The 24,260-nt window shown below is 70.7% G+C and carries 18 protein-coding genes; 7 read left to right on the top strand and 11 right to left on the bottom strand.

Features of this window, described 5'->3' with window-relative positions; all coding sequences use genetic code 11:
• The first annotated feature begins 109 nt into the window (after window positions 1-109).
• From ABZ906_RS01315 to ABZ906_RS01295, 5 genes are all read left to right on the top strand, one after another.
• Window positions 110-775: a DUF3000 domain-containing protein gene (locus tag ABZ906_RS01315; RefSeq protein ID WP_361375972.1), complete on the top strand. Its 666-nt coding sequence runs from the start codon at window positions 110-112 to the stop codon at window positions 773-775.
• Window positions 776-1,085: 310 nt separating this feature from the next.
• Entirely contained in the window at window positions 1,086-1,748 is a 663-nt protein-coding gene (locus ABZ906_RS01310; RefSeq protein ID WP_160507754.1) for a response regulator transcription factor, read from the top strand.
• 78 nt (window positions 1,749-1,826) lie between these two features.
• Complete coding sequence (locus ABZ906_RS01305; RefSeq protein ID WP_361194879.1) at window positions 1,827-3,119, top strand: ribonuclease D; 1,293 nt, start codon at window positions 1,827-1,829, stop codon at window positions 3,117-3,119.
• 579 nt (window positions 3,120-3,698) lie between these two features.
• Window positions 3,699-4,925 carry an acetyl-CoA C-acyltransferase gene (locus tag ABZ906_RS01300; RefSeq protein ID WP_361194881.1) on the top strand — a complete coding sequence of 409 codons (1,227 nt, stop codon included), beginning with the start codon at window positions 3,699-3,701 and terminating at the stop codon, window positions 4,923-4,925.
• A complete protein-coding gene (locus tag ABZ906_RS01295) occupies window positions 4,922-7,054 on the top strand; it encodes a 3-hydroxyacyl-CoA dehydrogenase NAD-binding domain-containing protein (protein WP_361375969.1) in 2,133 nt (710 codons plus the stop codon). Before ABZ906_RS01300 ends, ABZ906_RS01295 begins: the two co-directional genes overlap by 4 nt.
• A 73-nt stretch (window positions 7,055-7,127) precedes the next feature.
• Here the strand turns inward: ABZ906_RS01295 and ABZ906_RS01290 are convergent, their stop codons facing one another.
• The gene (locus ABZ906_RS01290) at window positions 7,128-8,264 is read right to left on the bottom strand and encodes a hypothetical protein (protein WP_361375966.1); all 1,137 of its coding nucleotides are present in this window, start codon (window positions 8,262-8,264) and stop codon (window positions 7,128-7,130) included.
• A 113-nt stretch (window positions 8,265-8,377) separates the two neighbouring features.
• Between ABZ906_RS01290 and ABZ906_RS01285 the strand changes: the two genes are divergently transcribed.
• Complete coding sequence (locus tag ABZ906_RS01285) at window positions 8,378-8,749, top strand: NTP pyrophosphohydrolase (protein ID WP_361375963.1); 372 nt, start codon at window positions 8,378-8,380, stop codon at window positions 8,747-8,749.
• Between the two features lie 7 nt (window positions 8,750-8,756).
• On the opposite strand, the gene ABZ906_RS01280 is transcribed toward ABZ906_RS01285, so the two are convergent.
• The 4 genes from ABZ906_RS01280 to ABZ906_RS01265 are packed head-to-tail and all read right to left on the bottom strand — an operon-like array spanning window position 8,757 to window position 14,173.
• Window positions 8,757-9,833: an NlpC/P60 family protein gene (locus tag ABZ906_RS01280; protein WP_361194887.1), complete on the bottom strand. Its 1,077-nt coding sequence runs from the start codon at window positions 9,831-9,833 to the stop codon at window positions 8,757-8,759.
• Window positions 9,834-9,849: 16 nt separating this feature from the next.
• A complete protein-coding gene (locus ABZ906_RS01275) occupies window positions 9,850-10,332 on the bottom strand; it encodes a poly-gamma-glutamate biosynthesis protein PgsC/CapC (RefSeq protein ID WP_361194889.1) in 483 nt (160 codons plus the stop codon).
• Window positions 10,329-11,930: a poly-gamma-glutamate synthase PgsB gene (pgsB, locus tag ABZ906_RS01270; RefSeq protein WP_361375960.1), complete on the bottom strand. Its 1,602-nt coding sequence runs from the start codon at window positions 11,928-11,930 to the stop codon at window positions 10,329-10,331. Before pgsB ends, ABZ906_RS01275 begins: the two co-directional genes overlap by 4 nt.
• Window positions 11,931-11,935: 5 nt before the next feature.
• Window positions 11,936-14,173: a HAMP domain-containing protein gene (locus ABZ906_RS01265; protein ID WP_361375957.1), complete on the bottom strand. Its 2,238-nt coding sequence runs from the start codon at window positions 14,171-14,173 to the stop codon at window positions 11,936-11,938.
• A gap of 362 nt (window positions 14,174-14,535) precedes the next feature.
• Here ABZ906_RS01265 and ABZ906_RS01260 point away from each other — a divergent pair, with 362 nt between their 5' ends.
• A complete protein-coding gene (locus ABZ906_RS01260) occupies window positions 14,536-15,462 on the top strand; it encodes a hypothetical protein (protein ID WP_361375954.1) in 927 nt (308 codons plus the stop codon).
• On the opposite strand, the gene ABZ906_RS01255 is transcribed toward ABZ906_RS01260, so the two are convergent.
• From ABZ906_RS01255 to ABZ906_RS01230, 6 genes are all read right to left on the bottom strand, one after another.
• Window positions 15,459-16,964, bottom strand: coding sequence for a glycosyltransferase family 39 protein (locus tag ABZ906_RS01255; protein WP_361375951.1), 1,506 nt, complete (start codon window positions 16,962-16,964; stop codon window positions 15,459-15,461). The genes ABZ906_RS01260 and ABZ906_RS01255 overlap by 4 nt on opposite strands.
• A 93-nt stretch (window positions 16,965-17,057) precedes the next feature.
• Window positions 17,058-18,584, bottom strand: a complete 1,527-nt coding sequence (locus ABZ906_RS01250) for an amino acid permease (protein ID WP_361375947.1) — start codon at window positions 18,582-18,584, stop codon at window positions 17,058-17,060.
• Between the two features lie 113 nt (window positions 18,585-18,697).
• The gene (gene dxs / locus ABZ906_RS01245) at window positions 18,698-20,632 is read right to left on the bottom strand and encodes a 1-deoxy-D-xylulose-5-phosphate synthase (protein ID WP_361194901.1); all 1,935 of its coding nucleotides are present in this window, start codon (window positions 20,630-20,632) and stop codon (window positions 18,698-18,700) included.
• Window positions 20,633-20,845: 213 nt separating this feature from the next.
• Window positions 20,846-22,135: a sugar ABC transporter permease gene (locus tag ABZ906_RS01240; RefSeq protein WP_361194903.1), complete on the bottom strand. Its 1,290-nt coding sequence runs from the start codon at window positions 22,133-22,135 to the stop codon at window positions 20,846-20,848.
• Window positions 22,132-22,920: an ATP-binding cassette domain-containing protein gene (locus ABZ906_RS01235; RefSeq protein WP_361194905.1), complete on the bottom strand. Its 789-nt coding sequence runs from the start codon at window positions 22,918-22,920 to the stop codon at window positions 22,132-22,134. Before ABZ906_RS01235 ends, ABZ906_RS01240 begins: the two co-directional genes overlap by 4 nt.
• 216 nt (window positions 22,921-23,136) lie before the next feature.
• Complete coding sequence (locus ABZ906_RS01230; RefSeq protein WP_361194907.1) at window positions 23,137-24,222, bottom strand: substrate-binding domain-containing protein; 1,086 nt, start codon at window positions 24,220-24,222, stop codon at window positions 23,137-23,139.
• Window positions 24,223-24,260 lie beyond the last annotated feature (38 nt).

Below are 24,260 nucleotides of genomic sequence, written 5' to 3'. Positions count from 1 at the left end.
CGCACGGGCCCCCGCGACCCCGTCCCGAGGGACACCCCGCCTTGACCGGGGACCCCCTCACGGGTGTCTCTCCCTGCGCGAAGCCGCCGTTCCCCTTAATCTTCCCCGCATGGCTGCGGCTCAGGGACAACGGTCGGACGGCGCTGGCGAGATGGAAAGTACGGAGGGGAAGGTGGCGGAATCGGCTCCGTTGCCCTTTCGGGCGGCGGTCGATGCGCTGCGCGGGGCACGGCTTCGGCCTGAGATCGAGATCGACCCGACGAAGCCGCCGAAGCGCCTGGCCCCCCATGCGTACGCCCTGGAGGCGGCGGTGGTCGAGGGCGACGAGGATCTCGCGGACGGGCGTCTGGTCCTGCTGCACGATCCGGCGGGGCACGACGCCTGGCAGGGCACCTTCCGCCTTGTCACGCTCGTCCGCGCGGAGTTGGAGCCGGAGATGGCGGCGGACCCGCTGCTCCCGGAGGTCTGCTGGTCCTGGCTGACGGGCGCGCTCCAGGCGCGCGGACTGGCCTGCGGCGAGCCGAGCGGCACCGTCACGCGCGCGGGCTCGCACTATTTCGGCGGTCTTTCCGAGCGGACGCCCGCCTCACAGATCGAGATCCGGGCGTCGTGGACGCCGCGCGAAGGGGCGGGCGGGGTGCCGGACACGGCGTCGCATCTTGCCGCGTGGTGCGATCTGCTGTGCCAGATCGCGGGCCTGCCGCCGGTGAACCAGAGCTACGGCGAGGGGTCCGTGGTGTCGCTGCCGCAGCGGCGGGGGCCGCAGACTCCTTGACCTCGTGGCGGGGGCGGCAGATTCCGTCGCCCCTCGGTGGGGGCGGCAGATCCCGTCGCCCGCGGCGGGCCGAAGCGCGCCGGGCGGGGCCGGACGGTCACGCGGATGAGCGATTCTGAACGACTGCGATTCGGGTTGATCTTCGGATGATCGATCACGTGTCCGAATGGTCCGAATTGTTACTCACCAAATCGTGATCATTCTCTAAAGGCGGACGGGTTTGATGCCGAAGAGGTTGGTGACCTAGACAGCACGGTTCGTCCCGGCTTAATCCCCGAGCCGGCTCACGTCCCGCACCCCAGGAGGCCTGGTGTCCGTTCTCCTCGAGCAGCCTGCAAGCCTGGTCGCCTACCGCCCGAACAAGCCGACCGCCATGGTCGTCGTGGCCGACCCACGCGTGCGTTCCACCGTCACCCGCCACCTGTGGGCCCTCGGTGTACGCGACGTGATCGAGGCCTCGTCGATCGCGGAGGCTCGTCCCCGCATCGGCAACCCCCGTGACATCTGCGTCGCAGACGTCCATCTCCCCGACGGCTCCGGCCTGACTCTCCTCTCCGAAACCCGCGCGGCGGGCTGGCCGAACGGCCTCGCCCTCTCCGCCGCCGATGACATCGGCGCCGTACGCAACGCCCTCGCGGGCGGCGTGAAGGGCTACGTCGTCACCGGCACCCGCAACAACGTCGGTCTCCCCACCCGTCCCGGCGCCGCGCCCATCGGCTCGGCCGCCGCCCGAATGCACCGCCGCCCGCCGGGCGCCCCGAGCCACCCCGGTGGCTACCGCGAGCTGTCCGGCCGTGAGGTGGAGGTTCTCCGGCTCGTCGCGGAGGGCCAGTCCAACAAGGCCATCGGCGTCTCGATGGGGCTCTCCGCCCTGACCGTGAAGAGCCACCTCGCCCGGATCGCGCGCAAGCTCGGCACGGGTGACCGGGCCGGGATGGTCGCGGTGGCTCTGCGCACCGGAATCATCCACTGACTGATTTACACCCCTCGCTCGCCCGTCGACGGAACGTTCCGTCGACGGGCGCCGTGCATACACAGATACCCTTGACAGGTGACCGACGCCCAAGAGACCGCAGCAGACAGTTCACTGCGAACCACCGGAGGCGGCCCTCCGGACGACGTCGAAACGGCGCCGATCCCTTTGCTCGAGCCGCGTGATGGCATTCCTCCGGTGGTCGCAGACGAAACCTCGCTCGCCGAGGTGATCGCCGCATTCGCGGCGGGCAGTGGCCCCGTGGCCGTGGACGCCGAACGTGCGTCCGGCTATCGGTACGGCCAGCGTGCCTATCTCGTACAGCTGCGCCGTGAAGGCGCGGGCAGCACCCTGATCGACCCCGTCGCCTGCCCCGACCTCTCGGGGCTCGGCGAGGCGATCTCCGGAGCGGAGTGGGTACTGCACGCGGCCACGCAGGATCTGCCCTGCCTCCGCGAAATAGGCATGATCCCCACCAGCATCTTCGACACGGAGCTCGCCGGGCGCCTCGCCGGTTTCCCCCGGGTCGGCCTCGGCGCGATGGTCGAGGGCGTGCTCGGCTTCGTCCTGGAGAAGGGCCACTCGGCGGTCGACTGGTCCACGCGGCCGCTGCCCGACCCCTGGCTGCGGTACGCGGCGCTGGACGTCGAGCTGCTCGTGGACCTGCGGGACGCCCTGGAGAAGGAGCTCGACCGGCAGGGCAAGCTGGAGTGGGCCCGCGAGGAGTTCGACGCGATCGCCTCCGCGCCGCCCGCGCCGCCGCGCAAGGACCCCTGGCGCCGCACGTCCGGCATGCACAAGGTGCGCCGCCGCCGTCAGATGGCGGTCGTACGGGAACTCTGGACCGCCCGCGACAAGGTCGCCCAGCGGCGTGACGTGTCGCCCGGCAAGGTGCTCAGTGACGGCGCGATCGTGGAGGCGGCGCTGGGGCTGCCGCCCAACGTGCACGCGCTCGCCGGGCTCACCGGCTTCGGGCACCGCATGGGGCGGCGCCAGCTGGAGCAGTGGCAGGCCGCGGTGGACCGGGCCAAGGCCCTGCCCGACTCCGAGCTTCCGCAGCCGGGGCAGGCCGTGTCGGGCCCGCCGCCGCCCCGCTCCTGGGCGGACCGTGACCCCGCTGCCGCGGCTCGGCTCTCCGCCGCGCGGGCGGCGGTCTCGGCGCTGGCCGAGGAGCTGAACATGCCCCAGGAGAACCTGATCACTCCGGACACGGTCCGGCGCGTCTGCTGGGAGCCGCCGGCTCAGGTGGACCCGGATTCCGTGGCGGCGGCGCTGGCCTCGCACGGGGCGCGGCACTGGCAGATCACCCGGGTAACCCCGGCCCTGGTCACAGCCCTCACCGCCCCGGCGGCAACAGCTCCTCCCAAGTAGCCGCCACCCACCTGACGGCCGCACCGCCGCTGCACGATGGCCCCGCAAAGCCGCCGCTGCGCGGCGGATCTCCCCCACCCACCCACCCGTTCACCCCGCATCACGGGGCGAGGGGGCGGGTGGGTGGTTCGCGTTGCGGGGAGGCGCGGGACAGGGGCGGCAGCGGCACACGACGGAGCAGAAACGGGCAACTGCTCGACGCCGGGTGAACGGGTGGGTGGGCGGGAAAAATCCGCCGCGCAGCGGCGGCACAGGGCACGCCCCACCGGCCGGCAGCAGGCTCCCCGCCCGGACGGGCCCAGCAGCCCGACGCCGGGCAGCGGCACCCCCGGCGGACGCCGGGTGAACGGGCGGGCGGGTGGGGAAGATCCGCCGCGAAGCGGCGGGACAGGCACCCGCCCCGCAGATCCGCCGCGCAGCGGCAGGGCACGGGCCGCGCCCCCGGCGAGGGCAGACCCCCAGTGTGACCTTCGCAACCCCGCGGCACCGCGCACCAGCCCTTGGCCGTGTAGTTACCGGCAAGTAGCATGGATGAGGAAAAGCGCCTGCAAGCGCCCCGCACCCTGGAGGAGAGCCATCGTGCCTCGTACCGTCAGGGACGTCGTCTTCGTTGATGGCGTCCGCACCCCGTTCGGCAAGGCGGGCCCGAAGGGCATCTACCACGAGACCCGTGCGGATGACCTGATCGTGAAGGCCATCCGGGAGCTGCTGCGCCGCAACCCGGCCCTCGACCCCGCCAAGATCGACGAGGTCGCCATCGCCGCGACCACGCAGATCGGCGACCAGGGTCTGACGCTGGGCCGCACCGCCGGCATCCTGGCCGGGCTTCCGCAGTCCGTGCCGGGCTACTCCATCGACCGTATGTGCGCGGGCGCGCTGACCGCCGTCACCACGACGGCCGGTTCCATCGCCTTCGGCGCGTACGACGCCGTCATCGCCGGTGGCGTCGAGCACATGGGCCGCCACCCCATGGGCGAGGGCGTCGACCCGAACCCGCGGTTCGTGAGCGAGAAGCTCGTCGACGAGTCCGCCCTGTTCATGGGCATGACCGCCGAGAACCTGCACGACCGCTACCCGAGCATCACCAAGCAGCGCACCGACGAGTACGCCGTGCGCTCGCAGGAGAAGGCCGCCAAGGCGTACGCCAACGGCAAGATCCAGCAGGACCTGGTGCCCGTCTCCGTACGCCGGACGAACGAGGAAGCCGGCGAGACCGGTTGGGGCCTCGCCACCGCCGACGAGCCGATGCGGCCCGGCACCACCCTGGAGAACCTCTCCGGCCTCAAGACGCCGTTCCGTACGCACGGCCGCGTCACCGCCGGCAACGCCGCGGGCCTCAACGACGGCGCCACGGCGTCGATCATCGCCTCCGAGGACTTCGCGCGCGAGCACGACCTGCCCGTCAAGATGCGCCTCGTCTCGTACTCCTTCGCGGGTGTCGAGCCCGAGGTCATGGGCTACGGCCCGATCCCGGCGACGGAGAAGGCGCTCGCCCAGGCGGGGCTCTCGATCGACGACATCGGTCTCTTCGAGATCAACGAGGCCTTCGCCGTGCAGGTGCTCGCCTTCCTGGAGCACTACGGCATCGCGGACGACGACGCGCGCGTGAACCAGTACGGCGGCGCCATCGCCTACGGCCACCCCCTCGCCTCCTCCGGCGTGCGTCTGATGACGCAGCTGGCCCGGCAGTTCGAGGAGCAGCCGGACGTCCGCTACGGCCTGACCACGATGTGTGTCGGCTTCGGCATGGGCGCCACCGTCATCTGGGAGAACCCGAACCACAAGGACGCCGGAGGCGACAAGTGAGCAGCTCCACCACTGAGCTTCTGAAGGGCGCGGCCGAGCTGTTCCCTGACGAGGTCGTCACGCAGGCGCACGTACGCCACCTCGACCTGCCTGCCGGCGCCGGGCGCTTCGCGCTCATCACGCTGGACAACGGCTTCGACCACACCAAGCCGACCACCTTCGGCCCCGGCTCGCTGGCGAACCTGAACACCGCCATCGACCAGGTCGAGAAGGAGGCGGCCGAGGGCACGATCGTCGGTGTCGGTATCACCGGCAAGCCGTTCATCTTCGCGGTCGGCGCCGACCTCAAGGGCGTGGAGATTCTGGGGCGCCACGAGGACGCGCTCGCCATCGGCAAGGGCGGCCACGAGGTCTTCAAGCGGCTCTCGGGCCTTGCCGTGCCGACCTTCGCCTACTACAACGGCGCCGCGATGGGCGGCGGTGTCGAGGTCGGGCTGCACTGCTCGTACCGCACCGTCTCCAAGGCGCTGCCCGCGTTCTCGCTGCCCGAGGTCTTCCTCGGTCTCGTACCGGGCTGGGGCGGCTGTGCGCTGCTCCCGAACCTGATCGGCGCCGACAAGGCCGTCTCGGTCATCATCGAGAACTCGCTGAACCAGAACCGCCAGCTCAAGGGCAAGCAGGTCTTCGAGCTCGGCATCGCCGACGCGCTCTTCGAGGGCGCGGACTTCCTGGAGCAGTCGCTGATCTGGACGGCCTCCGTCCTCAACGGCTCGCTCACGGTGGACCGCCCCGAGATCGACCGCGGCGAGGCCTGGGACGCGGCCGTCGCGCGCGGCCGCGGCATCGCGGACTCCAAGGTGCACGGTGCGGCCCCGGCCGCCTACCGCGCCCTGGAGATCATCGCGGCCGCCAAGGACGGCGACCTGCAGCAGGGCTTCGACGCCGAGGACAAGGCGCTCGCCGACCTCATCATGGGCGGCGAACTGCGCAGCGGCATCTACGCCTTCAACCTCGTCCAGAAGCGCGCCAAGCGCCCGGCGGGTGCCCCGGACAAGAACCTGGCGCGCCCGGTCACCAAGGTCGGCGTCGTCGGCGCCGGTCTGATGGCCTCGCAGCTCGCGCTGCTCTTCCTGCGCCGCCTCGAGGTGCCGGTCGTCCTGACCGACATCGACCAGGCGCGCGTCGACAAGGGCGTCGGCTACGTCCACGAGGAGATCGACAAGCTCCTCCTCAAGGGCCGCGTCAACCAGGACAAGGCCAACCGCCTCAAGGGCCTGGTCTCCGGTGTCCTGGACAAGGCCGAGGGCTTCTCCGACGCCGACTTCATCATCGAGGCCGTCTTCGAGGAGATCGGCGTCAAGCAGCAGGTGTTCGCGGAGGTCGAGGCGGTCGCCCCGGCGCACGCGATCCTCGCCACCAACACCTCCTCGCTCTCGGTCTCCGAGATGGCGTCGAAGCTCAAGCACCCCGAGCGGGTCGTCGGCTTCCACTTCTTCAACCCGGTCGCGATCCTGCCGCTCCTGGAGATCGTGCGCGGCGAGCAGACGGACGACGCCTCGCTGGCCACGGCCTTCGGTGTCGCCAAGAAACTGAAGAAGACCGCGGTGCTCGTGAAGGACGCCCCGGCGTTCGTCGTGAACCGCATCCTCACCCGCTTCATGGGCGAGATCCAGAACGTCATCGACGAGGGCACCCCGGTCGCCGTCGCCGAGAAGGCCGTCGAGCCGCTCGGCCTGCCGATGTCGCCGCTGGTCCTCCTGGAGCTGGTCGGTCCGGCCATCGGTCTGCACGTGTCGGAGACCCTGAACCGCGCCTTCCCGGAGCGCTTCACGGTCTCGCCGAACCTCGCGGCGGTCGTCAAGGCCGGCAAGCGCGGCTTCTACGTCTACGACTCCGGCAAGCCGGAGCTCGACCCCGAGGTCGCCGCGCTCCTGAAGCAGGGCGACTCCGTCCTGACCGAGGAGCAGGTCCGCGACCGCGTGCTCGACGCCGTGGCGCAGGAGATCGGGCTCATGCTCGACGAGGACGTCGTCGCCGAGGCGCAGGACATCGACCTGTGCCTGATCACCGGCGCGGGCTGGCCCTTCCACCTGGGCGGCATCACGCCGTACCTGGACCGTGAGGGCGTCAGCGAGCGCGTCAACGGCAAGCGGTTCCTGGCGCCGGGCGTGGCCAGCGTTCCCGCGTAACGCCTCCGCATACGGCCGATGCCCGGCCGGCCTCCTGGCCGGCCGGGCATCGGCCGTTTCAGGCGCTTTCGGCTTACACCCGGGTCCAGGCGTCGAGCGCGAGGCCCGATTCCGCCTTCTGGCGTGCGACGCGGAGCGTGCCGTCGAGGCCGATCGTCGCCATGACCACGCGGCCCTGCGCGTCGAGGGCCAGCGCGGGGGTGCCCAGACAGGGTTCGCCCGTCTCGGCCCACCAGACGCCCGCCTGCTCGTCCTGCGTCGGGTAGGCCGCGATGACGGGCCGGCCGTCCTGGCCGCGGTGGGCGAGGACCGTGCAGTCGTGGCCCTCTATCGTCGCGCGCAGGGCGGACGTAGGGCCGGGGACGGGGGTACCGCCCAGGGGCCGCACGTCCGCCGTGGTCTCGTCGTCCGCGCCGGAGCGGTGGGCGACGACGCCCTTTCCGCGGGCGTCGGCCGCGAAGTACGTCAGGCGGTCCGGGGCCGTCTCCAGCGCCGTGCCCGAGCCGGGGGCCGGGGGCAGCGGGATGTCGTCGGTGCGCTGGAAGTCCGCGCCCTGCTTCTCCTGGGCCCAGTGCAGCGTCTTGTTCTCGGCGGGGCCGAAGACCTCGACGCGGCCGGTGGACGTGGCGACCGCCGTGATGCCGTCGAGAACCTCGCGGACCTTGAAGTCCTTCCACCCCTCCCACTTGCCGCCCTTGCCCTCGCGCCGCAGCCGGACGCTGTTCACCGCGTCCCGTACGAAGACGTGGACCGTGCCGGACGCGTCCACCGCGGCGGTCGGGGCGCCGAGGTGCGGGGCGCGCTCGACCATCTTGGTGTGGGGGTTGCCGAGCGAGCGCCAGTCCATGAGCGGGCGGCCCGACTGGTACTGGACGGCGTGCACGACGTCGACCTCGGTGCCGCCGCCCTCCTTGGGGCGCGTGCGCAGCGCGATGAAGTGCACGTACCCGTCGACGCCCTGGGCCAGGGTGAGGTGGGTCAGATGCGGCGCCTCGAAGAAGTCCGGGCCGCTCCAGTCCGGGCCGCCGGGGCGGTCCTGGGTCCAGCGCAGCAGGCCGTCGGCCGAGCGGGCGTACGCGGTGAGCCTGCCGTCCTTGCCGCGCAGCAGCCAGTTGCCGGTGGCGAGGGTGCCGCTCGCGGCCTGGCCGGCGGCGGGGGCCGTCGGGCGGGAGGGCTCCCGCCCGGGCCTGGGGGAGGATCTCAGCGGCATGTTTCGGCGCCGACCTTCCTACGAGCGTGCGTTTTCTCCGGCCCGCTCAGTCTACGGTCGCCGGGGACGGCTCCCGGCCGTGGCCCGGCGCCCGGCTGTGCCAGGCTTGCGCCATGAGAACTCTGCTCGTCGTGGACGCCGCCAATGTCGTCGGCTCGGTCCCCGACGGCTGGTGGCGCGACCGCCGCGGGGCCGCCGAGCGGCTGCGGGACGGGCTCGTCACGTACGCGGACGAGGGCCTGCCCGGTCATCCGGGCCCGCTTGAGGTCGTCCTCGTCGTGGAGGGTGCCGCACGCGGCGTGGAGTCCGTGCCCGGCGTACGCGTGGAGAGCGCGCCCGGCAGCGGCGACGACCGCATCGCGGAGCTGGCCGCCGAGGCCGGGGAGCGCCCCTGCCTGGTCGTCACGGCCGACCGTGAACTGCGCCGGAGGGTGGGCGAGTCGGGGGCCCGGTGCGTGGGCCCCCGGACCGTGCGTCCTCGGTAGCCGCCCCTCAGAGCCGCTTCGCGCTGCGCAGCGTGGCGGCGTAGTAGCCGTTCCCGTCGAGACGGGACGTGCCGCCCTTGTCGCCGATCGTGGGGCCGTTGACCTCCTCGCGGCTGGAGATGAAGATCTTGTGGCCGTCGGCGTCGTGGCCGAGGAAGATCCCCACGTGGTCCAGGCGCTCCTTGGTACGGGCGTCCAGCTTGAAGAAGACCAGGTCACCGGGTTGTACGACGTCGATGGACTTGGGGCGGTCCGCCTTGCCGACGCCCTTGAGCTTGATGACGTCCGTGCCCGCCTTGCCGCGCGCCATGCCGTTGGCGGTGCGGGGCAGGCCGTCGCCGGTCTTGTCGTCGGCCATCAGGGGATAGCGGGCGCGGTAGCCGAAGACCGTGCGGATGAACCCGGAGCAGTCCATGGAGCGGGCCCGCATGGTCTCGGGCTGGATGGTCGTACCGCTGCGGAACGTGTACGGGATGCCGAGGTAGTCGAAGAAGTCCGACTGCTCCAGACGCAGGTCGTTGCCCGCGCTGCCGTCGGGGTTGAGCGGACCGAAGTTGGCGTCGCCTGCGTAGGCGATGCCCTCGTCGTCCTTCTTGACCGGCGCGCCCTGCACGTACTGGAACGCCATCGCGAAGAGGTCGTCCTCCTCGCTGCCGGAGAACTCCTTGTACCAGTCCTTGAACCACTTCTCCTTCTCGGCGCCCTCGCGCCAGGTCTCCGGCATCAGCCGCGTCCAGTCGTTCGTGACGACGCGGGACTTGGTGTTCGCGGGCTCGGTGAAGGTGCGGCTCGGTCCGGTCAGCGTGGCGGTGCGGGCGTTGTCCGTGAAGGTGGCGAGGACCTTGCCGCTGTCGGTGCGCAGGACGGAGCGCGCGGGGTTCTTCAGGCGCTCCCACTTCTGCTTCCCGCTCCCCGGCTGCCCGTTGCTGTTCTGCAGGCCGCCGGGGGTGTCGGTGACGGCCTGCACCTTGGGTGCCTTGGCTTCTTCGTCCTTGCGCAGTTCCACGGTCAGGTACGCGCTGCCCGCCAGGAGGGCGAGCACGGTCGCCGCGTGCAGGACGGGACGCTTCTTCTTGGGCGGCATGAATGACTCCTGCGAATCAGGCGGACGGCATGAAGCCGAGGAGGATCCCGGCGGTGAGGACGACGTAGGCCATGAGCGTCACCGAGCCCGTGGCGAGCAGCGTGGGGCCCTTGGGCTGGCGCACCAGCTGGTAGGCGATCAGGCCGGGGACGATGAACCCGAGCGTCTGATTCGCGTACATGAGCGGGAACTCGATCGACAGGACGATCATCACGGTCGCCTGGAGGGTGACGCCGAGCAGCACGACCGCGGCGAACAGGCGCTTGCCGTAGAGGATCACGAACTTCTGCATCGTCAGGGTGCCGACGTAGGTCAGTACGGTCACGCCGAGCACCATGGCCGCGCGCTGCAGGTCCTCGACGAGGGTCAGCGCGAGCCAGCCCGGGGTGATCATGCCGCCGGGCGAGAGGTTGGTCGTCAGATAGCAGACCAGGGAGAAGAGCAGCCCGAGCGCGATGCCGACCGCGGCGATCTCGGGGGTGAGGACGGAGGGAATCAACGGGGCTCTCCTGGGCTGTGCCACTGCTGGTCGTCGTCTTGGGCGGGCGGTACGGGGGCGACCCTCGGCTCGAACATGCCGCGGGGCGCGGGGGGTTGGGGCTGCTGATGCTGTTGGGGCTGCTGCTGTTGGGGCTGCTGGTCCTGTTGGTAGTACTGGTGTTGCTGGTAGTGCTCTTGCGGCGCGTAGGTCTGGGCGTGCTGGTGCGGGGCCTGCTGATGCGGAACCTGCTGGTGCGAGGCCTGCTGGTGCGAGGCCTGCTGATGCGGGACCTGCGGGATCTGGGCCTGCTGGAGCTGGACCTGCTGGAGCTGGGCCGTGGAGTACCGCGACTCGTACGCCTCCGGGTAGTGCTGGTAGGGATCGACGTGCGGCTCGTAGAACGGGGCGGGCTCCTCGGGGGCCTGCTCCTCGCTCTCGTCCGGCGGCAGCTCCGCGAGGTGTTCGAGGAGCAGCTCGCCCTGGCCGTGGATGTTGCCGATCGCCACGAGCGAGGAGTCGGGGCCGAGCTGCGCGAGCATCTCGTGCATGAACTCCTCGGGGTCACGCCGGTCGCCGCCGAGGTCCACCGCGCGCCCGCGCCAGTCGGCGGGGATCGCGTCGATGGCGGACTTGGCGGGGTGACCGATGACGAAGACCTTCTCCGGCTTGAGGTCGGGGATGATCTCGCCCATCTGACCGTTGCGCTCGACGCGGTCGGGACGGCAGTTGATGACCACGTGGAGCGGGCGGTGGATGGCGCCGAGGTCGAGCAGCTGGTTGATGTTCATCAGCGTCGACTCGGGGTCGTTGGCCGCGAAGACGTTGGCGAAGCGCACCTTCTTGCCGTCCTCGGTGGCGTACCGCTCGACCGAGAGGACACCGGGGTCCGGCGGGGCGTCGTACATGCCCTGGAGCGCGACCTCGCGGCCGACGCCGAGGAGTTCGGCGACCTTGAGCGCGATCGACACGTTCTCCTTGAAGGTGAACCAGCTGAAGCCGCGCAGCTCGTCGTCCGTCACCGTCTCGGGGTCGGCGTAGATCAGCTCGCAGTTACGGGCGTCGGCCTCCTCCTGGAGGATGTCGAAACGATCCTTCTCGGCGGTGACGCAGATGCCGTTCTCCGGCATGGAACGGCACAGCGAGCGCGCCACGTCGTCGAGGGTCGGGCCCATCTCGGCGAGGTGGTCCTCACGGACGTTGCAGAGCACGCCGATGGTGGAGCGGATCAGCTTGGACTGGTTGATCTCCTGGAGCGCGGGCATGACCGCCATGCACTCGATGACCAGGGCGTCCGGGTCGTACGCCGCGGCCCGCCGCACGATGCCGATCTGCTCGACGACGTTGGCGATGCCGAACTTGCGGTAGACGGGCTCCTCGGTGGCGTCGGGGTGGATGAACCGGGCCGCGGTGCCGGTGGTCTTGGCGACCGTGTTGAGCCCGCCGCCGCGCAGGGCGCCCGCGCACAGGCGGGTGATGGAGGACTTGCCGCGGATGCCGTTGACGAGCACCCGCGACGGTATGTGCTCCAGGTTGGTGAAGTGCCGTCGCTGTTCGACGATCCCGGCCGCCAGCAGGATGGCGCCGCACACCACGAGCACGGTGTAGAGGAAGAGCACGGGGTTCAGTTCCTTCCGGCGAGGCCGGCCGTGACGCCGTCCCGCTTGCGCTGTGTGCCCGTCGGCAGTTGCTGCCTGATGAGTTCCAGGCTGCGGGTGACGGCGCCGACCTCGTCGTGGTGGCGCGGGTAGAGGACGGTGCGGCGGTCTCCGTCGGCGAGTGCCTCGGCCTGGTCGGCGAGGTGCCGCAGCGGCCGTACGACGACGATGTGCAGCCAGCCGAGACAGGCGGCCGCCGCGGTGATGCCGAGCAGACCGGCGAGGACGGTGCGGTTCTGGAGGCTGTACTCGGGGATGGCGAGGCCTGATGCGGGCTGCCAGGTGACCACGGTCCAGTTGAGGGACTGGGCGACGCCGCCGCCCGCGAACGGGGCCGCCGCCGCGATCCGGACGTCGCCGCCGTCCCGGTGCAGGGCTCCGTCGGCGCGCGGCTTCTCGACGCCCTTGCCCGCGACGGACTTCGCGAGCTCGGTGATACGGCCGCCGGGCAGGTCCTGGAACTCGCGGTAGCCGGTGTTGGCGCCGATCACCCTGCGCTTGTCGTCGACCACGCGGACCTCGCCGAGGCCGGGGCGGGCCAGCAGCGAGTTGAGGAACTCGATGCGGAACTCGCCGACCACGGCGGCGCCCTTGCGGCCCGGCACCTCGGCCGTGCCGAGGATCACCGGCTTCTTGCCGCCCTCGTCGATGACCCGGACCGGCTGCGTGGATGCGCCTTCGCCGGCCGGGCTGCGGGGGTCGTCGCCCGCCCGGGCGAGAACCTTGCCCGAGGCGTCGAGGACGTACAGGGACTCGTAGCGGGTGTGCTGGTGCAGGGTCCCTTCGAGGACCTTGGTCATGTCCGAGGCCTCGGTGCGGTCCCCGATGAGGGTGGCGACCGAGGTGAGGTCGGCGTGGCCCTCGTTGAGGGCGCGGCGCACCCGGTCGGTGAGGGTGTTGGTGCGCTCGCGCTGGTCGGCGACCATCTGCTGCGGGATGTCGACGCCGTCGCCCGCGCGGTTGAGCAGCAGCATGAGGGGCGCGGACCAGGCGAGCAGGAGCACCGCGCAGACCGCGAGGAGCGTGCGGCTGCCCCGCTTGCCCCGGCGGGCGGGCCTGTCCTGCTGGTCGGTGGGCGCGCCGAGCAGCTGGCGGCGCAGGCGTTCGAGGGCGGCGCCGATGCGGGCGGCCTCGCCGCTGCGCGGTACGGAGACCGGCCGTTCGAGGTCGCCGCGGGTGAGCCTGCGGCCTTCCAGGAACAGCTGGATCAGCGGGCGCTGCACGGTGCGCAGGAGCAGGAAGACCGTGACGCCGCCGATGAGCAGCAGGGCGGCCGCGGCGAGCAGCCCGAAGGCGGAGCTGTTGGTGGCCTTGCGGTCCTCGGTGACGGGGACCATCGCGACGACGGAGAGGCCGAGCTCGGTGGCCATGGTGGTCTCGCCCGCTTCGGGCGCGGCGAGGCTCGCGTACCCGGCGACGGTCCGTTTGCCGAGCTGTTCCTCGCCGGTGAGGTGGCCGCTGACGCCCGCGAAGCCGCCGGAGCCCGGCTCCTTGGACATGATCGGGTGCTCGCGGGTCTTCTTGGCGGCGGATGTGGCGAACGTCTTGAGCTGTTCCTCGGCCCGTTTGATCTCCTCGCGGCGGCCGTCGCCGCTGACCTGCTCGGGCTCGGGGATGCCGTCCTGGCTGAGGACGCTGCCGTCATGGCTGACGACGGCGATGGAGCGGGACGCGCCGAGGCTGATGCCGGGGAAGCGCAGGCTGCTCGACGCGACGAGGAGCTGCTGCGGCTCTCCCTTCCAGGTGAGCAGGGCGAAGGAGAGCAGGCGCGTCTCGCCGTTCTCCAGGCGCACCATGCGCGGGGCCAGGCCGTCCTTGTCCGCGAGCTTGCCGCGGTCGATGGCGGTCAGCGGCAGGTTCTCGCCGCGGGCGGCGAGGAGCTTGCCCGAGGAGATCTCGACGACCGCGGTGCCCATCCACTTCTGGTAGACGCTGCCGATCTTGTCGAGGACGGCGTCCGCGGGGACCGGGTCGCCGGCGCTGAAGAGCTCGGCGCTGCGGGTCAGGTCGGTGACGGACTCGTCGATGGAGGCGCGCAGCGCGATGGCGCCGTCCTCGGCGAAGTGCTGCTGGGACGACTTGACCGCCTTGGGCACGGCTTCCTGGCCTGCGCGGCCGAGAGTGAGGGCGGTAATGCCCGCGAGGGCGAGGAGCAGGACCGACAGCACGGCGATCGGTGGACGTATGCCACCGATCAGGGACATGTCGGTCCTTCGGCGGACCTTGTGCCGCCGCTTCGAACGCGAAGCGGCCAAGGGAGGCTCCTCTCCTGGAGTCACGCAGGAACGTGATGTGGTGCGGGGACATGAAGTGGTGCAGGGACGTGAGGTGACGCGGGGGCATGCGGTGGCGCGCGGCCGCGCAAGCGCAGAGTGATGCGTTCCGGAGAGCTTTGACTTACGAGGGAACCGAATGGATGCACGAGATACGGAAAATGTGAGCTAGGTCGCGTCGAACGTCCTACCTCCCTTACATCAGGAGACGCACGCCCCCTCCGCCGGGCGCCGCAGGCGCGCCCTTATCTTCGTAGGACCATGGAGCACCCCCGCACTCCCCCACCGAGCCGATGACGATCGCAAAGAAGCTCTGCGTCCTCGCCGTCACGGCGGCCGGAATCCTCGGCCTCGTGCGGTGCGCGGGCGACCCCTCGGACGAGGACCGGGAGCCCGCCGGCCGCGGCCTGGAGCGCCTGGTCACCGACTACGCCTCCGGCTTCGGCGAGGACAGCGGATACCGCCGTCCCACCCGCGACGACCGGCGCACGATGGCCGCGGGGATCGCACTGCTCCTCGATCGCGAGCGCGCGGCGGCCGAACGGCGGCTCGACGACGTGGACTTCGCGGTCCGTACGATCACCGATCCGGCGGGCGGGCGACGGTTCGCCGAGGTCGCCGATCGCTCCGAGGAGGGTTCGGCGCCGCGCGGCTGGGGGCGCGTCTACATCGACCTGGACTCGCCCGTCCGCTGGTCGGTCCAGGTTCCGCACCCCGTCGCCGACCGGCACACGGAACGGCTGGGCGCGGAGCTCCTGAGCCGCTCACCCGGCGGCGTACTGGTCGTCGCGGGAGCACATCGCAAAGCCGGGCGCGGTGACGAGGCGGATGTGGCGCACCGCAGGGACAGCGTCTTCCACGCCATCTGCGCCGAACTGGCGCGCCGCGGTCTGCCCGGCGTACAGCTGCACGGGATGGACGACCAGTCCGCGCCCAAGCACGATGTCGTCGCCTCGACGGGCCGGGGCAGGGAGGCCGTCGCCGAGGGCCGCGACCTCGCCGACGCGCTGCGCGAGCGGGGCTACGACGTCTGCCGCGCCTGGGCCAGGTCCTGTCCCCTCGCGGGCCGCTCCAATCTGCAGGGCCGGGCGGCGGCGACGCACGACGTGCCGTTCCTGCACATCGAGTTCGGGCTGCGGATCCGCGAGGACCGCGACCGCTCGGCGGAGGCCGTCGAGGCCCTTGCGGACGTCGCAGGCACCTGGCGGCGCGCAGACTAGCCTCCGGCCCGCCCCGGATCAGCCGTCCGCGCGTACACCACCGCTCCCCCGACCCGCAGCACCGGCCGGTAGTCCGCCGCGAGCACCCGCCGCAGCGACGGCACCCGGTGCGGGCCGTACGGTTTGCCCCGCGAGTCGTCGACCACGAGCGCCGGCGGATGGCGCCGCAGCTCCTCGCGGAAGACGGGCCAGGCGCCGTCGACCGCGTACTTCTCCCCCACCTGCGGCCCGTTGCGGCCCCCGCTGTAGTTGGTGAGCAGCCCGGCCGTGAGGTAGCGGCTGGCGGGGGCGCGGTCGGCGAGCCAGTACGTCTCCGGGTGTATCCCCCACACCAGGACCTTGTCCCCCGCTCCGGTACGGGACTCGACCGCGTCCGCGAGCCGTGCCGCATGCGCCAGTTCGGGCCGCGGCGCGAGGAACCCCCAGGTCAGGAACACCGCACACGAGCACCCCGTGACGACGACCGCCCTCGCCGTGCGCTCACGCGGCAGGGTCTGCAGCGCCGCCGTGCCCAACAGGGCGAGCGGCGGCATCAGTTGCAGGTAGTAGTGGCCGAAGAAGTGGAAGCCGACCAATACCGCGGCCGCCGATGAGGCGAGCCACAGCCACAGCTCCGCGGCCCCGGTGCGGGCGACGCGCAGGACACGTACGACCGGCGGGATGATCCCCGCGCAGGCCCCGGCGAGGACCGCCGCGTTCACCAGGCCCCGCCCGAGCACATGGAGTTCGGAGCCGGTGAAGGAGGCGTAGGCGCCCGAACCCGTCACCGTCCAGAACACGAAGCCCGAGGGGTTCGTCAGGACGGCAGCGGCGACGACGGGACCGCACAGGCCCGCCGCGAGGCGCGCCGCGCACCACCGGGCGGCCCCGGCACGCCACAGCAGCCAGGCCACCGGCAGGAGCACCGCTCCCCCGGTCTGCTTGGCGAGGAACGCGCAGGCCACCGCCGCGCCCGCGGCGCCCCATCTGCGGCGGTCCGCGCACCACATGGCGGCGGCCGTGCACGGCAGCATGAAGATCTCGAAGGTGGCCGCCTGGGCGTCCTGCGGGTTCAGGCCGATCGAGATCAGCAGGTAGAGCACGCCCGCGGTACGGCCCGCCCGGTTCCCCCAGCGCCGCCGGGCCAGCGAGGCCAGGAGCACCGCCGTCAGGAGCTGGGCGGTGACGGCGAGCGCCTTGAGCGGCAGGAGCGAGGAGTCGCCGAAGAGCGCGAAGGACCCCTCGTACAGCCAGGGGACGAGCGGCGGCTTGCGGTCGACGACCGTCTCGTAGAGCTCGCCGCCGTGCGCCAATATCCGGGCCTGTACGGCGAGATAGCCCTCGTCGGGGTTCCACAGCGGCCCCCGCAGTGAGGGCAGCCGGGTCACGCACGCCAGGGCGGCGAGCAGCGGGAGCAGACGTGCCCAGTAGGCGCCCCTGCCACCGGGGGCGCGCCCCCCGGACACACCCGGCCCCCGAAGGGTGTTTACGGAACGTAGCGATACGGCGGGCTCGACGAGCATACGGTGCACGCTATCCGGCCCCGCAGTTCCCGCCGGAACGGGACATACGGGGCCGGATGTGAAGGAGTACCGAAGAGTGCCGGAGAGCGGCGACTACCGTGCGTTGTCAGCGTGCGGGTCACGCCGGTGCAGGCGGCTGTGCGAACGCCCGTACGCGAAGTAGATCACCACGCCGATGACCATCCAGACCCCGAACCGCAGCCAGGTCTCCGCGGGCAGGTTCAGCATCAGCCACAGCGAGGCGAGCACCGACAGGATCGGGACGAAGGGCACCAGCGGGGTGCGGAAGGCGCGCGGCAGGTCGGGGCGCTGCTTGCGGAGCAGGACGACGCCGATGGCCACCACCACGAAGGCGAACAGCGTCCCGATGTTGACCAGTTCGGCCAGTTCGTCGATGGAGGTGAAGCCCGCGACGATCGCGACGATCCCGCCGAGCAGCAGCGTCGAGCGGTAGGGGGTGCCGAACTTGGGGTGGACCTTGGAGAAGGTCAGGGGCAGCAGTCCGTCGCGGCTCATCGCGAAGAAGACGCGGGTCTGGCCGAGCAGCAGGATCATGCAGACCGAGGTCAGGCCGACCGCGGCGCCGAAGCTGATCAGGCCCGCCCAGAACGGGTGCCCGACGGCCTTGAAGGCGTCCGCGAGCGGTGCGTCCGTGGAGAGTTCGGTGTATTTCTGCATGCCCGTGACGACGACGGAGACGGCGACGTACAGGATCGTGCAGATGAAGAGCGAGCCGAGGATGCCGCGCGGCACGTCACGCTGCGGGTTGTGCGTCTCCTCCGCGGCGGTGGCGACGATGTCGAAGCCGATGAACGCGAAGAAGACCACGGCCGCCGCGGTGAAGATGCCCATCACGCCGAAGTGCGAGGGCGTGAAGCCGAACATCAGCTGGACCAGGGGCGCCGTGATGCCGCCGCCGCCCTCGGCGGGCTCGGACGGCGGGACGAAGGGGTCGTAGTTGGAGCCGGTGATGAAGAGGGCGCCGACGATGACGACCAGGAGCACCACCGTGACCTTGACGGCGACGATGACATTGGTGACCCGCGAGGACAGCTTCATCCCGGCGACCAGGATGCCGGTCAGGACGATCACGAGCAGGCAGGCCAGGATGTCGAAGCCGAAGGAGCCCTCGTGGGTTCCGCTCAGCGCCTGCGGAAGGTGCCAGCCCGCCGAGTCGAGGAGCGAGCGGATGTAGCCGGACCAGCCGACGGCGACCACCGCGCAGCCGAGCGCGAGTTCCAGGATGAGGTCCCAGCCGATGATCCAGGCGGGGAACTCGCCCAGCGAGGCGTACGAGAAGGTGTACGCCGATCCCGCCACCGGCACCGTCGAGGCGAATTCGGCGTAACAGAGCGCCGCGAGGGCGCAGACGAGTCCCGCGACGACGAAGGCGATGGCGACCGAGGGCCCCGCCGTCTCCTTGGCGATCTTTCCGGTCAGTACGAAGATGCCGGTGCCGATGATGACACCGACGCCGAAGACCGTGAGATCGAGGGCGGACAGGGACTTCTTGAGCGCGTGCTCCGGCTCCTCTGTGTCCCTGATGGACTGCTCGACGCTCTTCGTCCTGAAGAGACTGCTGCTCACGGGCGTACCTCCCACGCTTGTCGTCCCCGACATGATCGAGAGGGCGGGTACCCCGTAAGCCCCGGCGCGAGCCTATTCACGCGAATGGGCCTGCTCGACCACCCGTACAGGGTGGTGAAGCAGGCCCTTCGGCGGTGCGGGTTGACTCAGTCGCGCGCGGGCTCCCCGGCCTCGACGGAGTCGACGGCGGCCGTGCGCTCGTACCGTCCGTCGAGCTTGGCGACCAGGCCGGTCACCTGGCGGGAGATGTCCGGGGCGGTCAGACCGATCTCGGCGAGGATCTCCTTGCGCGAGGCGTGGTCGAGGAAGCGCGGCGGGATGCCGAAGTCGCGCAGCGGTACGTCGACGCCCGCGTCGCGCAGTGCCTGGGAGACGGCCGAACCGACTCCGCCCGCGCGCGAGTTGTCCTCGACGGTGACCACGACGCGGTGCTGCTCGGCGAGCGGGGCGAGCGCCTCGTCGACGGGCTTGACCCAGCGGGGGTCGACGACGGTGGTCGTGATGCCCTGCTTGTCCAGGAGACCGGCGATCTCCAGGCACATGGGCGCGAGGGCGCCCACGGAGACGAGGAGGACGTCGGGACGGCTGGTGCCCGCCTTGCGCAGGACGTCCATGCCGCCGACCTTGCCGACCGCCTTGACCGCGGGGCCCACCGCGCCCTTCGAGTAGCGGACGACGGTCGGGGCGTCGTCGACCTCGACGGCCTCGCGCAGCTGGAGGCGGACCTGGTCGGCGTCGCGCGGGGCGGCGATCCGCAGGGTCGGCACGCACTGCAGGATCGACATGTCCCACATGCCGTTGTGCGAGGCGCCGTCCGTGCCGGTGACGCCCGCGCGGTCCAGGACGAAGGTGACGCCGCACTTGTGCAGGGCCACGTCCATGAGGAGCTGGTCGAAGGCGCGGTTGAGGAAGGTGGCGTAGACGGCGAAGACGGGGTGCAGGCCGCCGGTGGCCAGACCCGCGGCGCTGACCGCGGCGTGCTGCTCGGCGATGCCCACGTCGTAGACGCGGTCGGGGAACTCCTCGGCGAACTTCTTCAGGCCGACCGGCTGGAGCATGGCGGCCGTGATGGCGACGATGTCCTCGCGCTCGCGGCCGAGCTTGACCATCTCCTCGCCGAAGACGGACGTCCAGTCCATGCCGCCCGCCGCGATGGGCAGGCCGGTGTCGGGGTGGATCGGGCCGATGCCGTGGAAGTGGTCGGCGTCGTCCTCCTCGGCGGGCTTGTAGCCGCGGCCCTTCTCGGTGATGCAGTGCACGATCACCGGTCCGCCGAAGCGCTTGGCGCGCGTCAGGGCGGACTCCAGGGCCTCGATGTCGTGGCCGTCGATCGGGCCGACGTACTTCAGGCCGAGGTCCTCGAACATGCCCTGCGGGGCGATGAAGTCCTTCAGGCCCTTCTTGGCGCCGTGCAGCGTCTCGTAGAGGGGCCTGCCGACGACCGGGGTGCGCTCCAGGATGTCCTTGCCGCGGGCCAGGAAGCGCTCGTAGCCGTCGGTGGTGCGCAGGGTCGCCAGGTGGTTCGCGAGGCCGCCGATGGTCGGGGCGTACGAACGCTCGTTGTCGTTGACGACGATCACCAGGGGGCGGTCCTTGGCGGCGGCGATGTTGTTCAGCGCCTCCCAGGCCATGCCGCCGGTGAGCGCGCCGTCACCGATGACGGCGACGACGTGGTCGTCCTTGCCCCGCACCTCGTTGGCCTTGGCGAGACCGTCGGCCCAGCCGAGAACCGTCGAGGCGTGCGAGTTCTCGATCACGTCGTGCTCGGACTCGGCGCGCGCGGGGTAGCCGGAGATGCCGCCCTTGGTGCGCAGCTTGGCGAAGTCCTGGCGGCCGGTGAGCAGCTTGTGCACGTAGCTCTGGTGGCCGGTGTCGAAGAGCACCTTGTCCTGAGGTGACTCGAAGACGCGGTGCATGGCGATGGTGAGCTCGACCACACCGAGGTTGGGGCCCAGGTGGCCGCCTGTCTTGGAGACTGCGTCGACGAGGAAGGCGCGGATCTCGCCGGCCAGCTGGTTCAGCTCCTCCGGGCTGAGCCGGTCCAGATCGCGCGGTCCCCTGATGCGGGTCAGCAGCGGCACCCGTGCCTCCTTGCAGTAGAGCTGTTCGAGCGTTGACCGGATGTTGCCGGGCTTGTTGAGTCTAATGTTCCGCCGCTGCCGACGGCGTCCGGGCCGTGAGTTCCGCGTCACGCGATCGGGTCATGACTGTGCCCGGCGTCACCGTTGACGCCGGGCACAGGGTTCATGCGGGGCTGCTGCCGATCGGATGACGGCAGCGCCCGGGGGCGGGGGTCAGGCGCGGCCCGCCGCCTTCTGGCTCCTGCGGGACACGGAGTCGAGGACCACCGCGGCGAGCAGCACGGCGCCGGTGATCATCGACTGCACGGCCTTGCTGGAGCTGCCCGACATGTACAGGCCCGTCATGATCGACTGGATGACCAGGATGCCGAGCAGCGCCGACCAGGGGGTGCCCCGGCCGCCGAAGAGGCTGGTGCCGCCGATGACCGCCGCGGCGATCGCCAGCATCAGGGTGTCGCCGCCGCCCAGGTTCGAGTCGGCGACGCCGGACTGGGAGGCGATGAACAGGCCGCCCAGGCCGCCGAGGAAGCCGGAGATCGTGAAGACGGAGATCCGGATCCACACGACGTTGATGCCGGCCCTGCGGGCGGCCTCGACGCCACCGCCGACCGCGAAGACCTGGCGGCCGTAGTTGGTGCGGCGCAGCACGAAGCTGGCCAGGACGACGACGCCGACGAAGACGGTCAGGCCGAGCGGCAGGCCGTCCTCCTGGTTCAGGACGAAGGCCACGACGTAGGCCAGGACGGCGACGACCGCGGTCCGCAGGGCCAGCTCGCTGACCGGGCGGTGCGGCAGGTCGGCGGCCTTGCGGCGCAGACGCTGGCTCCACTGGGAGTAGGCGTACGCGGCGACCGCGACGGTCGCCAGGCCGTAGGCGGCGGCGACATCGCTGAAGTAGTAGTTGTTCAGGTTGTAGATGATGCCGTCGGAGATGTTGTTCAGACTCAGCGTGTTGCCGAGGACGTACAGCTGCAGGCCGCTCCAGCCCAGGAAGCCGGCGAGGGTCACGACGAAGGCCGGGACGCCGATCTTGGCGAAGAAGAAGCCGTGCAGGGCACCGATCGCGCCGGCGGCGGCCAGGCCGATGAGGACGGCCAGCAGCTCGTTCACGTCCTGCTTGATCGCGAGGACCGAGCTGATCGCGGCCGTCAGACCGGCGACGGAGCCGACCGACAGGTCGATCTCGCCGAGCAGCAGCACGAAGACGATGCCGGTGGCGATGAGGCCGGGGCCGACGATGTACTGCGCGATGTTGCTGAGGTTGGACGGGTCGAGGAAGCGTCCGGTGGTGATCTCGAAGATCGCCCAGATCACGATGAGACCGGTGACGACCGGTATGGAGCCGAGCTCACCGCCCTTGATCTTCCGCTTGAACTCGGTGAGGTAACCGGCGAAACCCTGCTCGCGGACGAGCAGACGCGGGTCGATGGCCGGGATCGCGGCGGCGGCCGGAGCCTCGGCCTCCACCTTGTCCTGCGGTGGCGTGTTCACGGTCTCACTCACTTCGCGACCTCCGCGTTGCGCGCCTTGCGCCGGGTCACGGCGTTCTCCGTGGCTCCGGTGATCGCGGCGATGATCTCTTCGTTGCTGGTGTCCTTGACGCTGAAGACACCGTTGTTGCGACCGAGGCGCAGGACGGCCACCTCGTCGGCGACGGCCTTGACGTCGGCCATGTTGTGGCTGATGAGGAGCACCGCGAGGCCGCGCTCCCGCAGCCGCTCGACCAGGTCGAGGACCTGTGCGGTCTGCTCGACGCCGAGCGCGGCGGTGGGCTCGTCGAGGATCACCAGCTTGGGGTCGCCGACCAGGGCACGGGCGATCGCGACGACCTGGCGCTGACCGCCGGAGAGCGAGGCGATCGGGATGCGCACGCTCGGGATGCGGATGGAGAGGGTGTCGAGGAGCTCCTTGGCTCGCTTCTCCATCCCCACCTCGTCGAGGACCTTGGCACGGCCGAGCTCACGGCCGAGGAACAGGTTGGCGACGACGTCCAGGTTGTCGCAGAGCGCGAGGTCCTGGTAGACGGTGGCGACGCCCAGGCCCTGGGCGTCGTGCGGGCGCGAGATGGAGACGGGATTGCCGTCCCACTCGATGGTGCCCTCGTCGATGGGGTGGACCCCGGCGATCGTCTTGACCAGGGTCGACTTACCGGCACCGTTGTCGCCGACCAGGGCGACCACTTGACCGGCGTGTACTTCCAGTTCGACATCGGTGAGCGCCTGAACGGCACCGAAGCGCTTGGAGACGCCGCGCAACGCCAGCACGGGCGGAGCGGACATGTGAACCATCTCCTTCGTCCGCCAGGGGCTGGCGGAGGCCGTACGGGCATGGCGTACGGCGGGATGTTGATGTGGGCGAGGCCCCTTCGGAAGGGGGCCTAAGGGGGGAAGAAGCAGAAGCGAGGGTGCGAGCAGGTTCGTACGTACGGCGTCCCGGGCCCCGGCAGCGGGGTGAGTGAGAGGGGGACCGGGACGCCGTACGAGTCCGTTGCCGGCAACTCGCGGCTACTTGATGCCGGCGTCCGCGCAGGCCTTGGCGAAGTCCGGGGTGCAGATCTCGCTCGTCTTGTAGAGCTTGTCCTTGACCACGGTGTCCTTGATGTTGTCCTTCGTGACGACGAAGGCCTGGACGAGGGCCGACGGAATGCCCTTGTCGCTCGGGCTGTCGAGCTTGGCCGTCACCAGGGAGTCGATCTTCTCGCCCTTGAGGAGCTTCACCGCGACCTCGGCGGTCTTCTCCGCCTCCGGCTTGTACGGCTTGTAGATGCTGAAGGCCTGCGTGCCCTTCAGGATCCGCTGGATGCCCGCCAGTTCGGCGTCCTGGCCGCCGACCGGGATGTCCTTGACCTTCGCCGACTCCAGGGCCGCGACGATGCCGCCCGCCATGCCGTCGTTGGCCGAGTAGACGGCGTCGAAGCCGTCCTTGCCGAGGGAGGTGATGGCGGTGCCCATCTTCTCGCCGGCGATCTTCGGGTCCCACTCGCCCGTCTGCTCGTAGACGACCTTCTTGACCTTGCCGTCGATGACGGAGTGCGCGCCCTTCTTGAAGAGGGCGGCGTTCGGGTCGGACTCCTTGCCGTTGATCATGACGACGTTGGAGTCCTTGGCCTTGTCGCCAAGGGCCTCGACGATGCCCTGACCCTGGAGCTTGCCGATCTTCTCGTTGTCGAAGGAGACATACGCGGAGACCGGACCCTCGGCGAGGCGGTCGTACGCCACGACCTTGATGTCCTTCTTCTTCGCCTCCTGGACCCACGCCTTGGTGGCACCGGAGTCGACCGCGTCGAGAATGATGACCTTGACGCCGGAGTCGACGAGGTCGTCGAACTGCTGCTTCTGGGTCGAGACGTTCTCGGAGGCGTTCTTGTAATTGATCTTGCAGTCGGAGCAGAGATCCTTGACCTTCGCCTTGATCAGCGGGTAGTCGAAGGACTCGTAACGCGTGGTCTTGCTCTCGGGCAGCAACAGACCGATGGTCTTGTTGTCCCCGTCTCCCTTGTCACCGCCACCGGCCTCGCCACAAGCGGCAAGGGAAACGGCCATCGCGGTAGCGGTCATGGCTATCGCGGCACGACGCAGATGGGTGTTCACTGTCCAACCTCCCTGACGTGGCCGCGTCGTTGCGGCCG

Origin of the sequence: Streptomyces sp. NPDC046925, from assembly GCF_040644915.1 — a bacterium.
Taxonomy (GTDB): Bacteria; Actinomycetota; Actinomycetes; order Streptomycetales; family Streptomycetaceae; genus Streptomyces.
This window is presented reverse-complemented; position numbering and strand designations above follow the sequence as displayed.

Excerpts from the sequence above, each read along its gene's own strand:
- ABZ906_RS01280 (WP_361194887.1), bottom strand. The coding sequence starts at position 9,833 with ATGCCGCCCAAGAAGAAGCGTCCCGTCCTGCACGCGGCGACCGTGCTC.
- ABZ906_RS01250 (WP_361375947.1), bottom strand. The coding sequence starts at position 18,584 with ATGTCGGGGACGACAAGCGTGGGAGGTACGCCCGTGAGCAGCAGTCTC.
- ABZ906_RS01285 (WP_361375963.1), top strand. The coding sequence starts at position 8,378 with ATGAGAACTCTGCTCGTCGTGGACGCCGCCAATGTCGTCGGCTCGGTC.
- ABZ906_RS01260 (WP_361375954.1), top strand. The coding sequence starts at position 14,536 with ATGACGATCGCAAAGAAGCTCTGCGTCCTCGCCGTCACGGCGGCCGGA.
- ABZ906_RS01255 (WP_361375951.1), bottom strand. The coding sequence starts at position 16,964 with ATGCTCGTCGAGCCCGCCGTATCGCTACGTTCCGTAAACACCCTTCGG.
- ABZ906_RS01315 (WP_361375972.1), top strand. The coding sequence starts at position 110 with ATGGCTGCGGCTCAGGGACAACGGTCGGACGGCGCTGGCGAGATGGAA.
- ABZ906_RS01235 (WP_361194905.1), bottom strand. The coding sequence starts at position 22,920 with ATGGTTCACATGTCCGCTCCGCCCGTGCTGGCGTTGCGCGGCGTCTCC.
- ABZ906_RS01290 (WP_361375966.1), bottom strand. The coding sequence starts at position 8,264 with ATGCCGCTGAGATCCTCCCCCAGGCCCGGGCGGGAGCCCTCCCGCCCG.
- ABZ906_RS01265 (WP_361375957.1), bottom strand. The coding sequence starts at position 14,173 with ATGTCCCTGATCGGTGGCATACGTCCACCGATCGCCGTGCTGTCGGTC.